A 13,172-nucleotide genomic window follows, 5' to 3' on the forward strand; every position below is an offset into this window, starting at 1 on the left:
ACGGCGTTTATTACAGTTTTTGTCCGACAATTGTCGGGACCGGGCCCGGACGGGGTCGGTTATTGATGGCTGACCCAGAATACCGCTGTCCCCACGACCAGAATGATCAGAAACAGAATGGCCCAGGCATCGACCGTACTGTCAGGTTTTGAAACTTTGGTAGGGTTGCTCATTGCATCGCCTCTTGTCGGTTTTATCGGTGATTGCATAAAGACTCGACCACAGTTAAGACGATGATTGCCCACACCACAAATACGGGTTTAGTAATAACAATTCTCGTTAGTCGATTTGGTTCTTTACATATACTCAAACATCACTTTTGCGCATAACTCCAAACTGGTATCTTGCCCCGGCTCCGTTGGGAGTGCGCGGCCGTGCGCGCAGAATTGCCGAGGCAGTATCGGAGACTTTCCAGGCGAAAAACGCAACTGGATCCGACCGGCCCAAGCCTGAGAACAGGACTTATATGTACGTATACGACGAGTACGATCAGCGGATCATCGAGGACCGCGTCAAGCAGTTCCGTGATCAGACCCGACGCTATCTGGCAGGCGAGCTGAGCGAAGAAGAATTCCGCCCTCTGCGTCTGCAAAACGGGCTTTACATCCAACGCTTCGCGCCGATGTTGCGAGTGGCGGTGCCTTACGGCCAGCTGACTTCGCGCCAGACGCGAATGATGGCGAAGATTGCCCGCGACTATGACAAGGGCTACGCCCACATCAGCACCCGCCAGAACGTGCAGTTCAACTGGCCGGCGCTGGAAGACATCCCGGACATCCTTGCCGAACTGGCGACCGTGCAGATGCACGCGATCCAGACCAGCGGCAACTGCCTGCGCAACGTCACCACCGACCAGTTCGCCGGTGTCGCTGCCGACGAGCTGATCGATCCGCGCCCATGGTGCGAGATCGTCCGCCAGTGGACCACGTTCCACCCGGAATTCGCTTACCTGCCACGCAAGTTCAAGATCGCCATCAACGGTTCGACTTCCGACCGTGCGGCCATCGAAGTCCACGACATCGGCCTTGAGCCGGTGCACAACGCCGCTGGCGAACTGGGTTTCCGTGTGCTGGTCGGTGGCGGCCTCGGTCGTACGCCAGTGGTCGGGGCATTCATCAATGAATTCCTGCCGTGGCAAGACCTGTTGAGCTATCTCGACGCCATTCTGCGTGTGTACAACCGCTATGGCCGTCGTGACAACAAGTACAAGGCGCGGATCAAGATTCTGGTCAAGGCCCTGACGCCTGAAGTCTTCGCGCAGAAAGTCGATGCGGAAATGGAACACCTTCGCGGTGGCCAGACCACGCTGACCGAAGCCGAAGTGCATCGCGTCGCCAAACACTTCGTCGACCCGGACTACAAGGCGCTGGACAACCAGACCGCCGAGCTGGCCGAACTCGACAAGCAGCACCCGGGCTTCGCCCGCTGGCGTACCCGTAACACCCTGGCGCACAAAAAGCCGGGTTATGTTGCCGTGACCCTGTCCCTGAAACCGACCGGCGTTGCGCCGGGCGACATCACCGACAAGCAGCTCGACGCCGTGGCCGACCTGGCCGATCGCTACAGCTTCGGTCAACTGCGCACGTCCCACGAGCAGAACATCATTCTGGCCGACGTCGAACAGTCCCAACTGTTCGCCATGTGGGGCGAATTGCGCGAGCAAGGTTTCGCCACGCCGAACATCGGTTTGCTGACCGACATCATCTGCTGCCCTGGCGGCGATTTCTGCTCGTTGGCCAACGCCAAGTCGATCCCGATCGCCGAGTCGATCCAGCGCCGTTTCGACGACCTGGATTACCTGTTCGACATTGGTGAACTGGACCTGAACATCTCCGGCTGCATGAACGCCTGTGGTCACCACCACGTCGGCCACATCGGCATTCTCGGGGTGGACAAGAAAGGCGAAGAGTTCTACCAGGTATCTCTCGGCGGCAGCGCCAGCCGTGATGCGAGCCTGGGCAAGATCCTCGGCCCGTCCTTTGCCCAGGACGCCATGCCAGACGTGATCGAGAAGCTGATCGACGTGTACATCGAACAACGTACCGAAGACGAGCGTTTCATCGACACCTATCAGCGTATTGGCATCGACCTCTTCAAGGAACGCGTCTATGCAGCGAATAATTAAGAACAACGAAGTCGTCGACGAAACCTGGCACTTGCTGCCCAAGGACTTCAACATCGACGAGATCAGCAACTGCGACGACCTGATCGTCCCGCTGCAGCTGTGGCGCGAACACAGCCGCATGCTCAAGGCCCGCGATGGCGGTCTGGGTGTGTGGCTGGATGCCGATGAAGAAGCCGAAGAAATCGGTGAAGACGTGGCGAGTTTCCAGGTCATCGCCTTGAACTTCCCGGCCTTCACCGATGGCCGTAACTACTCCAACGCCCGTCTCCTGCGTGACCGTTATGGTTTCAAAGGCGAACTGCGGGCGATTGGCGATGTGCTGCGCGACCAGTTGTTCTACATGCATCGCTGCGGTTTCGATGCGTTTGCAGTGCGCGCCGATAAAGACCCGTACGAAGCCCTGGAAGGTCTCAAGGACTTCTCGGTGACCTATCAGGCCGCCACCGACGAACCGCTGCCGCTGTTCCGTCGCCGCTGACCACGTAAAGCCCTGATCTCATGGGATCAGGGCTTTATCAGCTCCACCAATCTGCTATTGCTCGATCGGAATCGGTTGCCCCAAGGCCACCCAGTCCCGGTATAGCTGCACACGGTTTTCCAGTGCCGCGAAAACCGCGAAAGGGTTATCGAAAGCGCCCTCCGGCATCGACACATCCCGCGCCAACCGCCCCCACAACTCTTCCGAAGCATCTGCTTCCGTCAACATCCGCCATACCCGTGCCTGAAGGTCCAGATAATTGACCTGGAAATCCGGGGTGAGCGTCAATGTGTTCATGGTCCCTAAAAACCGGCCTCCTCTTGGCTTGAGCGCCAGTCGCTGCCAGATTTGCAGCCGGGCATCGCGCAGTCCTGCTTCAGTCCCGTTGAGCCAGGCCGCCGGATTTGCATAGTCAGGCCCCGCCGCACTCAACCACAAGTTGATCCCCGTTTGTTCTCGATGCGTAATCAGTCGCCGCAACGTGTCTTCGTCGGTCAACGGGTTGTTCCACAGCAGCACCCGATCCCTGGCGATGGCCTGATTCAGCACCGCTTGGGGAACCCGCGTGATCTGGTTATCGCGCAAATCAAGGGAGGTCAGGTACGGCTCATGCATGATCCCGACCGGGCATCGACTTATTCCGGTATTCCTCAGGTTGAGCTGGCGCAGGTTATTCAAGCCGAGCACCATCGGCGGCACGCCCAACGGGTTGTCGCTCAGGTCGAGGCTTTGCAGACTGGTCAGATCGGTCAGTTGTGAAGCGGCGCGTTCACTGAATACCAGTTGGGTGGCGCGCAGGTTGAGTGAGGACAAGTGTCTCAGCCCGCAGAGCGCAGGCGGCAAGGCACACCCCTCGTGACCGTCCTCGGAGAAATGACGCAAGTCGACGTTTTCCAGATTCAACGTCTCAAGATTCGGGAAGCTCTCGAGAAAACCATTCAAGCTGGCCGCCTCGGTCAGATGAAAGCCCTGCATCGACAATTCGACCACATCATCCAACCGGACGCTCAGGGTGGGCAATCGGTGATAGTTCTCGAAGTTGAGATCGAGCCTGACGCCGCGCAGTTGCTCGCCTGAGTACAGGCGATTTAGCGGTGGCCCGCGTTTTTGCCAAATAGAGACAAGCTCTACGGCAAGCTCAGTCCTGATCGCTCGCTCCTCATTCAAGCCCGTTTGCAGGACATGTGCATTGTGCACGGCGATTTGCGCATGGCTCATACCCGCAGCGGCTTCGTCGCCCATGACCAGCAAGGGAAGTTCGATGTCGGCAATGTCTAGCGCGGCTTGATCGACCCAGTCAAACAACTCGGTGTTGAGTTGGTGCAACTGCAGATTCAGCCCGTCGATGTGCGCCTGCACCGATACACCCGCGCGCTGTATGACCTGATCCGCGTCCGCATCGGTGAAGTCCGGGTAAATGTCCTTGATCTGTAATCGGGTCGCTTGCAGTTTCATGGCGTCCCCTTGTGGCGTCGTCGGGTACCCCCCACCGCGCAGTCCCTGCCGTTCGAAGGTCAGCCCTGAGTCGAGTCTTTGCAAACCAAGCAGGGTTTCGGTTCGGGACAATGCGTGATCGCTGAGGCTGAGCCGCAACTCGCTGGCTGGATCCAGCGACGTGAGATGCAACAGTGAGAGTTCCTCCTCCGACAACACGCCGAGGATCGCGTCGTAGAAATCCGTTTGCCGGCCTTGTCGCAGGTAACGGTTTCCCACCTTGATGATGTGTCGGGAGTTCGGGGTATCGAGTGGCCCGCAACGGTCAAGCACCCTGCCAGTGGACGAACCGTCGAGGACCTCGATCCGCACATCTTTTGGCCAGCCGGGCAGGTTTTTCAGGGAGTGCAATGCCAGCCTGTCCGTCTCGGCGTTCACCACCGAGCGCAGATAAAAGCCTTCATAGGCGCGATTGAGTCGCACATGCTGCTGGTATTGCCGTGCCTTGCTGTCCAGACGTGCGAAAACTTGCCTGGCCTCGGCTATCTCGGGCGTCCGTTGGATATCCACGCCAAAGCGGTCGAGCATTTGTTCGATTGCGCTGGTTGGCAGGTCCGGGTATTGGTCCTGGAACAACCGGACCCATTCAAGCTCCGAGCGTTGCAGTTCAGCGTAACGCTGGCCGAATATCGTTGGGTCCCCGACCGGCCCGAGATCCTGATCGATCCTGAAGCGATTGATGGTGTCAGCCAACAAGGGCGTCGGCGAGCGGCCAGTCTGGATCAACCGCAGCATGTCGTCGTCAATCGTGCTGACCTTGCCGATCTGCGCCAGCACCTCATCGCTGAACGACGCCACAGAGGGGCCAATTGCGCGCATGAGTTCGACACGGGTCGCCGGCACCACGTTCGAAGGGCCTGGCGTTGGGGCAACGGCCACTTCCGGCACGGGCCTTGCGCCTTCCTCTGCTGAATCAACGATGGCCGCGTCACCTTTTTGCGCCACCTCCGCGACGATCGGCAAGGCGTTGAGCAAGCCAAAAACAGTGCGCGTCACGCCCTCTGACCGTTCGATGGATGTCTTGCCGTTGACCACCTGATCAATGCCGTAGCCCGCATCGATAAGCCCGGCCAGCGCCAATATCCCCTCACCTCCCGGAACGAACAACGCCAAGGGCCCAAAGCGGTTGACCCACTGCACAAGCGGCTCAACGACCGCGCTTAAGTTGTCACGATTGACCTGGGCATCGTCACGGATGCTTTTGATGCTGGCCCGGGCTGCCTGCTTCATCGACAGCACGCACTGGGCAAACGGATCGGTGTCAGATGCCGGATCGTCGTAGCCAATGTACTCATCCGGGTCCCAGTAGCCGTCGTTGTTGAAAAAACCGGCATTGTTCGTCAGCCAGTGTTTTGCCGGATACAACGCCATGCCATCCAGCGCCGTCAGAACACCGGCATGAAACGTACCGTCCTCGCGGTCATCTTCAGCAAAGTGGGCGGCCAATGCCTGTTTGGTCTCACTCACCCGGCCTTGAGCGGCAATCCATTGGTGCAGTTGAACGGCATCGGCGAATTCGTGCAGCGGAGAAGAGTTGCCGGGAATGTACAACAGCACTTTGGGGCTTGCGGTGTCGCGAAAGGCCCAGATATCGGTCGCGGTATAACGGTTGAGCTTTAACCGGCCGATCTTGACCGAGGAAGGCGCGTGAGTCGGTGCTTGCAGTTGCTCGGTGGCCAGTGTTTCCCATGGCTGATCCGCTGATAAACCCGCCGCTTGCATCGCCAGTTCCAGGCCTTTTGGCGACAGGCGTTGTTCGTGAAACTGCAACCAGGCGGCCATGACGAACGCCGCTTTGACCGACGTCCTCAGCGCGTAAGGTTCGGCGGCAACAAGCACGTCATCGGCTGGCCAGGCCTGACCGAGATACGCTTCGTACAAGTCCTTCAGTTCCAGTTCCCAGACCCATTTCTTGTAATCGGCAGGTCTCAGGTTGATCTGCGTTGAAGGCCCGTAAACTTGCGGTGTGGTTTGGCGATAGATGCCTTCATACGTCTGGTGATTGCCGCTGCCGTGATCGGCGAATTCGTCGACGTTTTTCACAATGCGTATGGCAGGCCCGATATCCGGCGGCGTGTACAGACCGAACGCCGTTTCAGCGAAACGCCCGTCACCCACAGACTGATAGTTGGATAACAACGTTTGCAGCAGCGATTGTGAGCTCGCCACTTGCCCTTGCTCAGTACCATCAATGGCAGGATGGCCCTTGTAGTTGTAATCAAGCGTGGCCAGCAAGGCTGTCTGCGGATCAATCTCCTGGCCCCATTTTTCCTTGATCAGGTGTTCGCCAAACTGGTCGGGGGTTTGGGGCAGCGCAATATCCAGCACGGCTTTCAGTTCGTCTCGCATTCGTGCAGAGGGCGCAGGATGCGGGCCGGCAGCGTTGTTATGAAGGAGCTCTTTCATGGTGCATTCCATTGCAGTCATTTCAGGAACACCACCCTACCCAACCCGGGCTGCCGAAAAAGCCGGACCGATTGACAGTGACGATAGGAAATTTCGCTGTATGCGCACGGAAAGCGCAGCCTTACGAGCGGCAAAAAAAAACCGTGGAGGCTATCCACGGTTTCATTTTTCAGGCGATGGTGTTTTGAAAAATCACCAGAAGCGTTGCTGGGTCAACCGACTCCACCAGCTCAGCAATACGCGGTCGACCGAGCCGCTGGCCGCCATGCCGATGCGCTCTTGCAGGCTTTTGCGTTCAGCGTAGTGCAGGTGATAAAGCTCCGATTTCTTCGCGCGCTCGGCGAGGTATTCATCGCTGGTCTTGAGCTCGTCCACCAGTTGCTTGTCCAGCGCCGCGATGCCGAGCCAGATTTCGCCGGTCGCCACTTCGTCGATGGCCAGTTGCGGGCGATAGCGGGAAACGAAGTTCTTGAACAGCTGGTGAGTGATGTCCAGGTCTTCCTGAAACTTCTCACGGCCCTTCTCGGTATTTTCGCCAAACACGGTGAGGGTGCGTTTGTACTCGCCGGCGGTCAGGACTTCGAAGTCGATGTCGTGCTTTTTCAGCAGGCGATTGACGTTGGGCAACTGCGCCACCACGCCGATCGAGCCGAGAATCGCGAACGGCGCGCTGATGATCTTCTCGCCGATGCACGCCATCATGTAACCACCACTGGCCGCGACCTTGTCGATACACACAGTCAAAGGCACGCCGGCATCGCGGATGCGCGCCAGTTGCGAGGACGCAAGGCCGTAGCTGTGAACCATGCCGCCGCCGCTTTCCAGACGCAGCACCACTTCGTCCTTGGGCGTGGCCAGGGTCAGCAGCGCGGTGATCTCGTGACGCAGGCTTTCAGTGGCCGATGCCTTGATGTCACCGTCGAAATCCAGCACGAACACCCGCGGTTTTGCTTCGGGTTTCTTCTTTTGCTTTTTCTCGGATTTAGCCTCGACCTTGCGCAAGGCCTTGAGCTGGTCCTTGTCGAGCAAGGTCTGCTCCAGGCGTTCGCGCAGCCCTTTGTAGAAATCATTGAGTTTGCTGACTTGCAACTGGCCGGCCGACTTGCGCCGACCTTTGCTGCGCAATGCCGCGAAACTGGCCAGGACCACCAGAATGGCGATCACCAGTGTCACGGTTTTAGCCAGAAAACTGGCGTACTCGGACAAAAACTCCACAGTGACTCCTTCAGTACAATGCGCTGCATAAACGCGCGCGGGATACCATCAGCATACCCATGCGCCGGCTTGGCGACCAGACGTGAAACCTCTGGCAACAGGCCTGTAACGGGCATTTCAAACAAGCGTATGTTTTTTCATTGACAGCTCACCGCCATCCTCATAACCTCGCCGAACCTTCAACGTACCGGGATGACGCGGACGTGGGCACTATCTATTTGATTCGACATGGCCAGGCCTCCTTTGGTGCAGACGACTATGACGTCCTGTCGCCGACCGGTATTCGCCAGGCAGAAGTCCTCGGCCGGCACCTCGCCGAACTGGGTATCAGCTTCGATCGCTGCCTCTCGGGCGACCTGCGCCGCCAGCAGCATACGGCCAGCAGCGCGCTGGAGCAGTTCGCGGCCGTGGGCCTGCCGGTGCCTACCGTGGAAATCGATTCCGCGTTCAATGAATTCGACGCCGACGCGGTCATCCGCGCGCTGTTGCCGGCCATGCTCGACGATGAGCCCGAAGCGCTGGACATCCTGCGCAACGCCGCGCAAAACCGCGCCGAGTTCCAGCGTATTTTCGCGCTGATCATCGAGCGCTGGCTGGCCGGTACGTATGACACACCGGGCCTGGAAAGCTGGCTGGGCTTTGTCGAGCGGGTGCAGGCCGGTCTGCACCGCATCCTCGAAAGCGCCGACAACACCCAGAAAATCGCCGTGTTCACCTCCGGCGGTACCATCACTGCCCTGCTCCACCTCATTACGCAAATGCCCGCCAGGCAGGCCTTTGAACTGAACTGGCAAATCGTCAACACCTCGCTCAACCAACTGAAATTCCGTGGTCGCGAGGTGGCACTGGCTTCTTTCAACAGTCATGCGCACCTGCAACTGTTGAAAGCACCGGAACTCATCACGTTTCGCTGAGTCCGGACTATTGTGACCCTGGCTGTAATCACCCAGCTCTAATTACCCAAGAAAGGATCGAACCATGACCTCCGTAGCTGATGCCGTACAAGCAATGAAAGCCAAGTTTAACCCAGCCGCTGCTGCCGGCCTGGACCTGGTTTTCGGTTTCCGCATCGACGACACCAAGAACTTCTCGCTGATCGTCAAGAACAGCACCTGCGAACTGCAAGAAGGCGAAAACCCGGACGCCCAGGTCACTCTGGTGATGGACGGCGAAACCCTGGAAGGCATCGTTGACGGTTCGACCGACGGCATGCAAGCGTTCATGGGCGGCAAACTGCGCGCTGAAGGCGACATGATGCTGGCCATGAAACTGTCCGAGCTGTTCCCAAGCTAAGACGGCGGTTCCCGCGCTCGGGAGCCTCTCTGGTTGCACACGAATCCCGCCCCTTGTGGCGGGATTCGTCGTTTTTCATCTTTGGAAAACGGCTGTCGGTGAATTTGCGGTCTATATTCCTTCTGGCCGCATGCGTCAGACATCGGCTGTTCTGTCCCCTTTTTCTTCTATGAAAGAACCGAGCGGAGAACACTGCATGAGCCCACCTGACGAGCACGACGGTTTCAACCGTCGACGTGTACTGCAAGGCCTTACGGCAGGTGCCGTCGGCGCCTGGATCAGCCCGCTAATCGCAGGGAGTAAAACCATGCCAGATGCCCCGGCCGACCTCATTCTTTACAACGGACGCCTGCACACCGTCGATCGCAAGAAACCCCAGGCCAGTGCCGTCGCGATCAAGGACGGACGCTTCGTGGTGGTCGGCAGCGACGCTCAGGCCATGGCCCTGCAAGGTCTCGGCACACAAATTATTGATCTGCACGGTCGCACGGTGATTCCCGGCCTCAATGACTCGCACCTGCACTTGATCCGTGGCGGCTTGAATTACAACCTTGAGTTGCGCTGGGAAGGCGTGCCGTCCCTGGTCGATGCCTTGCGGATGCTCAAGGATCAGGCCGACCGCACACCCACGCCGCAATGGGTACGGGTGGTCGGCGGCTGGAACGAATTTCAGTTCGCCGAAAAGCGCCTGCCAACGATTGATGAACTGAACAAAGCGGCGCCGGATACGCCGGTGTTCGTGCTGCACCTCTACGACCGCGCCCTGCTCAACCGCGCCGCGTTGAAAGTGGTCGGCTACACCCGCGACACGCCGAACCCGCCGGGCGGTGAAATCCAGCGAGATGCCAACGGCGACCCGACCGGCATGCTGATCGCGCGGCCCAATGCGATGATTCTGTATTCGACCCTGGCCAAGGGCCCGAAACTGCCGCTGGAGTACCAGGTCAACTCGACCCGGCAGTTCATGCGCGAACTCAATCGACTCGGCGTCACCAGCGCCATCGATGCCGGCGGCGGTTATCAGAATTATCCGGACGACTATCAGGTGATCCAGCAACTGGCCAAAGACCAACAGCTGACGGTGCGGATCGCCTATAACCTGTTCACGCAGAAACCCAAGGAAGAGCTGACCGACTTCAAAAACTGGACCGGCACGTCGCATTACGGTCAGGGCGACGATTTCCTGCGGCACAACGGGGCCGGGGAAATGCTGGTGTTTTCGGCGGCGGATTTCGAAGACTTCCTGGAACCACGCCCGGACCTGCCGCAAACCATGGAGCAGGAACTGGAGCCAGTGGTCCGGCACCTGGTGGAACAGCGTTGGCCGTTCCGCCTGCACGCCACGTACAACGAATCCATCAGTCGTATGCTCGATGTGTTCGAGAAGGTCAATCGCGACATCCCGTTCGACGGTTTGCCATGGTTTTTCGACCACGCCGAAACCATCACCCCACAGAACATCGAGCGCGTCAAAGCCTTGGGCGGTGGCATTGCGATTCAGGACCGCATGGCTTTTCAAGGCGAATACTTCGTCGACCGCTACGGCGCCAAGGCTGCCGAACACACACCACCCATCGCGCGTATGCTCGCCGAAGGTGTACCGGTTGGTGCCGGCACCGACGCCACGCGGGTGTCGAGTTACAACCCCTGGACTTCAATGTATTGGCTGGTCAGCGGCCGTACCGTCGGTGGTCTGGCGCTGTATCCGCAAGGCTTGAGCCGCGACACTGCGCTGGAGTTGTTCACCCACGGCAGCGCCTGGTTCTCTTCCGAGCAGGGCAAGAAAGGCCAGATCAAGGTCGGGCAACTGGCGGACCTGATTGCGCTGTCGGCGGACTATTTCCACATCGAGGACGAAGCAGTCAAATGGATCGAGTCGGTGCTGACGATTGTCGACGGCAAGATTGTCTATGGCACCGCCGAGTTCGAAAAACTCGGGCCGCCGCCCGTACCGGTGGTGCCGGAATGGTCACCGGTGGTGAACGTGCCAGGCCATTGGAAACCGTTGGTGCCGATGACGGCGCAGGTTCATCAGTGTGTCGGGGCTTGTGCCGTGCATGCCCATAGCCATGAGCGGGCGCGATTGTCTTCGGCGCCGGTGAGTGATTTTCAGGGGTTTTGGGGGGCGTTTGGTTGTTCGTGTTTTGCGTTTTGAATGCCTGGCCTGAGATTGACGTTGCTCTGACAGGGCTCACCTGGACCCTGTAGGAGCTGGCTTGCCGGCGATGGCTGCGTGTCAGGCGACGAGTTTTTTGCTGGTGTACATATCCATTACTGGGGTAACGGCGGCTATTGGTTCCGCCCTTACGGCGGGTTACTTGGAAAAGCGCCAAGTAACCAAGCGCCCGCGCCCCTGACGTACGGTGCCTCGCTAACGCTCGCCATGCCCTCGCTCCGGTCCCGCTCCGTGGGCCCGCCGCCATCGGCCATCCCTGGCCGGGGGCGGCTAACCCGGCATCCATGCCGGGTTGCCCACTGCGCAGAACCTCCACTCGGCCTTCCGACGGGGCAGATCAAGATCAAGATCAAAAGCCAAAGCAAAAGCGAGGCGGCCTGCCAGCCGACCTGGCTCATCAGTCGTGCGCATTCCCCTGTAGGAGCTGGCTTGCCAGCGATGGCGCCCGTTCGGTCACGCACTCATTGCCTGACCCACCGCCATCGTCGGAACGCCGCCCGCAGCAAGCCGGCTCCTACAGTTGATCGTATTTATCCAAACACATACGCATTCCCCTTGTAGGAGCCAGCTTGCTGGCGATGGACGTCAACGATAACGAGGGCTGTCTGAATGAATGCGTTGCCCAGACGATTTTCGCCAGCAAGCCGGCTCCTACAGGGAATCCCATACGCTTTTGATTTCCACCACTCATCAGGCCGAGCGTTAGCTCGCCTTCAGCTTTTGATCTGAGCGCCCCCTCGAGAGGCCGAGCGCAGGTTCTGCGCAGTGGGCAACCCGGCATGGATGGCCGATGGCGGCGGGCCCACGGAGCAGGACCGGAGCGAGGGCATGCCGAGCCACAGCGAGGCACCGAACGAAAGGGGCAGAAGCGCTTGGTTACTTGGCGCTTCTCCAAGTGACTCGCCGTAAGGGCGAAACCAATAGCCGCCGTTACCCCAATAACGGATATGCACCCAATCAAAAAATGAGAGCCCCACAGTATCCGTTTACAATGCCCACACCTCCCGCACCGGCCCCCCCATGGACATCGACCTCGCCCGCACCTTTCTGGAAATCGTCCGCCACGGCAGCCTCGCCGCGGCCGCTGAAAAACTCCACGTCACCCAGACCGCGATCACCGCACGCGTGCAGAAACTCGAAAGCCAACTGGGCAGCACACTGTTCGTGCGCAACCGTGCCGGTGCCCGTCTGACCCCGAACGGCGAAGCATTTGTGGTGTACGCCAATCAGCTGGTCGAAACCTGGGACGCCGCACGCCGGGACTTGCCACTGCCTGAGGGTTACCACGACGTATTGCACATCGGTGGCGAAGTCAGCCTGTGCAACCCGTTGATGCTCAGCTGGGCCGGCGAGCTGCGGGAGAAGATTCCCAGCCACGCGCTGCGCATGGAGATCCGCGACGGCGAAAACCTGCTGCGCCAACTGGAACTGGGGGTGTTGGACGCGGCGCTGGTCTACCAACCGGAGTACTGGCCGCGCCTGCAAGTCGAACAGGTGCTGGAGGAAAAACTGGTCCTCGTGCGGCTTCCCGGTAAACCCGATCCCTATGTCTACATCGACTGGGGCCCGGATTTCCGTCGCCAGCACGATGCGGCCCTACCGGAAAAAGCCAAGGCCGCCCTGAGCTTCAACCTCGGCCCGCTGGGCTTGCAGTACATCCTTGAAAACGGCGGCAGTGGCTATTTCCGTACCCGCGTGGTGCAGAGTTATCTGGAAAGCGGCGTACTGGAACAGGTGCCCAAGGCCCCGGAATTCAGCTACCCGACTTATCTGGTCTATTCCCGCGACCGCGACTCGGCGACCCTGCAACGGGCCTTCGACCTGCTGCGTGAAGTCATCCAGTCAGATGAAGACTGGTCGCAACGCTGGAACCCGCTGACCTGAGTCCGCTTTACACCGGATCATGGCGTTTGTGTCCTCAAGCTTCGGTCCGCCTTGCACGCGGGATCGTCTAATCTGCTGGGACAACAATAACTACAGGTGAC

Annotated in this window: 8 protein-coding genes; 6 read left to right on the forward strand and 2 right to left on the reverse strand. The window is 59.2% G+C overall.

Annotation, left to right across the window (positions count from 1 at the left end; all coding sequences use genetic code 11):
• The first annotated feature begins 466 nt into the window (after positions 1–466).
• Positions 467–2,125, forward strand: a complete 1,659-nt coding sequence (locus tag ACYZUC_RS06660; protein ID WP_008035698.1) for a nitrite/sulfite reductase — start codon at positions 467–469, stop codon at positions 2,123–2,125.
• Positions 2,109–2,603, forward strand: coding sequence for a DUF934 domain-containing protein (locus tag ACYZUC_RS06665; protein WP_461994497.1), 495 nt, complete (start codon positions 2,109–2,111; stop codon positions 2,601–2,603). Before ACYZUC_RS06660 ends, ACYZUC_RS06665 begins: the two co-directional genes overlap by 17 nt.
• A 54-nt stretch (positions 2,604–2,657) precedes the next feature.
• Here ACYZUC_RS06665 and ACYZUC_RS06670 read toward each other — a convergent pair whose 3' ends face one another.
• Complete coding sequence (locus ACYZUC_RS06670) at positions 2,658–6,503, reverse strand: dermonecrotic toxin domain-containing protein (protein ID WP_461994498.1); 3,846 nt, start codon at positions 6,501–6,503, stop codon at positions 2,658–2,660.
• A gap of 192 nt (positions 6,504–6,695) precedes the next feature.
• A complete protein-coding gene (gene sohB, locus ACYZUC_RS06675) occupies positions 6,696–7,718 on the reverse strand; it encodes a protease SohB (RefSeq protein ID WP_192416602.1) in 1,023 nt (340 codons plus the stop codon).
• Positions 7,719–7,921: 203 nt separating this feature from the next.
• Here sohB and ACYZUC_RS06680 point away from each other — a divergent pair, with 203 nt between their 5' ends.
• The 4 genes from ACYZUC_RS06680 to ACYZUC_RS06695 all read left to right on the forward strand — a co-directional run bounded on the left by ACYZUC_RS06680 (position 7,922) and on the right by ACYZUC_RS06695 (position 13,071).
• Positions 7,922–8,632, forward strand: coding sequence for a histidine phosphatase family protein (locus tag ACYZUC_RS06680; RefSeq protein ID WP_461994500.1), 711 nt, complete (start codon positions 7,922–7,924; stop codon positions 8,630–8,632).
• 64 nt (positions 8,633–8,696) lie between these two features.
• On the forward strand, positions 8,697–9,011 hold the full coding sequence (locus ACYZUC_RS06685) for an SCP2 sterol-binding domain-containing protein (protein ID WP_007976511.1): 315 nt from the start codon (positions 8,697–8,699) through the stop codon (positions 9,009–9,011).
• 307 nt (positions 9,012–9,318) lie between these two features.
• A complete protein-coding gene (locus ACYZUC_RS06690) occupies positions 9,319–11,166 on the forward strand; it encodes an amidohydrolase (RefSeq protein WP_461996673.1) in 1,848 nt (615 codons plus the stop codon).
• A 1,041-nt stretch (positions 11,167–12,207) separates the two neighbouring features.
• Positions 12,208–13,071, forward strand: a complete 864-nt coding sequence (locus ACYZUC_RS06695; RefSeq protein ID WP_461994502.1) for a LysR family transcriptional regulator — start codon at positions 12,208–12,210, stop codon at positions 13,069–13,071.
• The last annotated feature ends 101 nt before the right edge of the window (positions 13,072–13,172 follow it).

This window comes from Pseudomonas sp. GT1P32, from assembly GCF_054897805.1.

What these genes read in the sequence shown, in the direction of transcription:
- ACYZUC_RS06660 (WP_008035698.1), top strand. Translation starts at nt 467, where the DNA reads ATGTACGTATACGACGAGTACGATCAGCGGATCATCGAGGACCGCGTC.
- ACYZUC_RS06665 (WP_461994497.1), top strand. Translation starts at nt 2,109, where the DNA reads ATGCAGCGAATAATTAAGAACAACGAAGTCGTCGACGAAACCTGGCAC.
- ACYZUC_RS06670 (WP_461994498.1), bottom strand. Translation starts at nt 6,503, where the DNA reads ATGAAAGAGCTCCTTCATAACAACGCTGCCGGCCCGCATCCTGCGCCC.
- ACYZUC_RS06690 (WP_461996673.1), top strand. Translation starts at nt 9,319, where the DNA reads ATGCCAGATGCCCCGGCCGACCTCATTCTTTACAACGGACGCCTGCAC.
- ACYZUC_RS06695 (WP_461994502.1), top strand. Translation starts at nt 12,208, where the DNA reads ATGGACATCGACCTCGCCCGCACCTTTCTGGAAATCGTCCGCCACGGC.
- ACYZUC_RS06685 (WP_007976511.1), top strand. Translation starts at nt 8,697, where the DNA reads ATGACCTCCGTAGCTGATGCCGTACAAGCAATGAAAGCCAAGTTTAAC.